This window comes from Flammeovirga agarivorans (assembly GCF_012641475.1).
GTDB lineage: Bacteria > Bacteroidota > Bacteroidia > Cytophagales > Flammeovirgaceae > Flammeovirga > Flammeovirga agarivorans.
This window is the reverse complement of the sequence record NZ_JABAIL010000037.1, coordinates 1-2,146: the sequence shown is the minus strand read 5'-3', so window position 1 is coordinate 2,146 and position 2,146 is coordinate 1. Positions and strand designations below refer to the sequence as shown.

At 31.7% G+C, this 2,146-nt stretch carries 3 protein-coding genes; all 3 read right to left on the bottom strand.

From position 1 onward, the window contains the following. Positions 1-118: 118 nt before the first annotated feature. The 3 genes from HGP29_RS28035 to HGP29_RS28025 all read right to left on the bottom strand — a co-directional run bounded on the left by HGP29_RS28035 (position 119) and on the right by HGP29_RS28025 (position 2,055). The gene (locus tag HGP29_RS28035) at positions 119-721 is read right to left on the bottom strand and encodes a hypothetical protein (RefSeq protein WP_168885788.1); all 603 of its coding nucleotides are present in this window, start codon (positions 719-721) and stop codon (positions 119-121) included. Between the two features lie 154 nt (positions 722-875). Beyond that, positions 876-1,340 (bottom strand): hypothetical protein, encoded by a 465-nt coding sequence (locus HGP29_RS28030; protein WP_168885787.1) that lies wholly within the window; start codon positions 1,338-1,340, stop codon positions 876-878. A gap of 94 nt (positions 1,341-1,434) precedes the next feature. Continuing rightward, positions 1,435-2,055, bottom strand: coding sequence for a hypothetical protein (locus HGP29_RS28025; protein WP_168885786.1), 621 nt, complete (start codon positions 2,053-2,055; stop codon positions 1,435-1,437). Positions 2,056-2,146: the final 91 nt, after the last annotated feature.

Genomic DNA, 2,146 nt, shown 5'->3' with positions numbered 1-2,146 from the left:
TGCACATGAGAACGAAATAATTAATAAAACTAATACTAAAATATGCTTCATGGTATATATAGTGGCTAACGTAATGGCTAAACTACGACCAGCGGGCGTGTCGACCGGTGGATGGAGGTTAGCTGTTGTTATGCACTTTATATTTTCTTTTAAAAATTAGTAGATCACTACTAGTTCCAATGGCAAAATAATTACCACAAATAGAGAAACCATAGCTTTTTAGAGAATCTGTTCGATAAATTCTAAAACAATCTAATCTATGCTTTTCGATATAAGCACTCTTGCCATTTGGTGCAAAGATTAGTTCAGTATTAGGCCAATCTAATGCCATAACATCTAAGCTATCTTTATTTAAGCTCGTGACAGGTAATCCACCTCCATGTAAGCCTGCAATTGATAGAGATTCATTTTTTAAAATACCAATTCCATGACATTTCATTTTTTGATAGTCAATAAGGTGGTCTTGGTCATAGTCTCTATCAATTTTCTGTAATGTAGAACAATCAAATAAACCTCTACCATTTGATGAAATAGCTAAAAGTAAATTTGTTTGCTCATGACTAAATCCAATTTCAGTTAAACCTCCAACACTAAATTGTTGACACTCCCAACCTTTTGGACAGTTCAGTCTTGGTATTTCATTTAAGGTCTTCCTTAATCGTTCTCTATTTTCAAGTTCAATCCTTTCTGAAAAGGAAAGCTTATCCTTATCTGATGACATTTTTTTGTCTCTTGTTTTAAAGAATATTGACTTCAGTTTCTTAAAAAATTCACTCACTCGAGTCTACTTATTGTGCATAACGTAATGGCTAAACTACGACCAGAGGGTGCGTCACCCGATGGATGGAGATTAGCGATTGTTATAGCCTTTTATATTATGTTCCGTGTTGGTCTACTTTAATTACTTTTCCATTTTCAAAGTAGACATCTAAAAGGTCAGAGTCAATATTGAATAGTCTTGGGACAAATCCAAGTTCATAAGCAATATGATTATCATTATATGAATAGAAGTCGTTACCAAGAAGATCGATTATTTCTTGTTTAGTTTTTCCGATTAATATTTTACTATCAATTATATTTTCTGACATTTCATATCTTTTTTCAGGATTTGATTCCCATACTTGTTTGTCAAAATCATTTGTAGGATAATAAGTAGCTGAAATAAACCATAAACAGATTAATCCTACGTATGCAATTGGACTTATTAATATAGTTGGAAAAATCGCTAAATATTTTCTTCTTTTTCTATCCCCAATATTCCTCTTTTTTAAAAACCAATTACATAAAAAATATATTGGAATAGCAAGAATAAGAATTATTATTGGAACTTCAATACTCATTTTGTTCGGTCTTAATTGGCTATAACGTAAATGCTAAACTACGACCAGAGGGTGCGTCACCCGATGGATGGAGATTAGCTGTTGTTGTGCATAGTTAATCTCTTGTAAGCCATTCAGGAGCATTTAACATCTTAAGTTTTTCCTTAAGTTGTAACGGGATTTTGTTTCTATATATTTTTCTCACAAAAGGTATGTTACTCTTTCCCACAATCTGATTACCATGTCCATTTTTTAACTGATCGAAATAGGCCATGTTATAACTGATTGTCTCTTTTTTTTCTATACCACTTAAAAAGATATACTTTCGTGCTTTTTGAATTTTTCCAATTCTTATATTATACAATCCATACAAGTAATATAATTCTGGATCATAGCAATCTAGTGCTCCTGACATCGTTCTTTCAATTTCGTCAAACTCTTCTTTTTCTAACAAAAGTTTATAGTAAAATCTAAAATACTGTACTTTATCGAAGAAATATTTAACACCTTCACTATCTTCAAAAAACATTTTGAGTCTTTCAATATTTAAGTCTGATATTGTTCGGCCAAATGATCCCCTTATAATTACAAAAACACTCTTCTCAAAATTTTTAATTTCTATCTCCGATAAAGAGAATGGAAGATAATATAAATTCTTTTTTGCAGTCTTTATATCTCTTTTAAGTATTGAAGATTTAATTTGTTTGATACGTGATTTATATAAAGATAGCATCATTCCTTACTACAATTATGCACAACGAAAATGCTAAACACCGAGCGAGGGCGCGTCGCCCGAGTCTTGGAGTTTTAGCTGTTGTTGTGGGTTG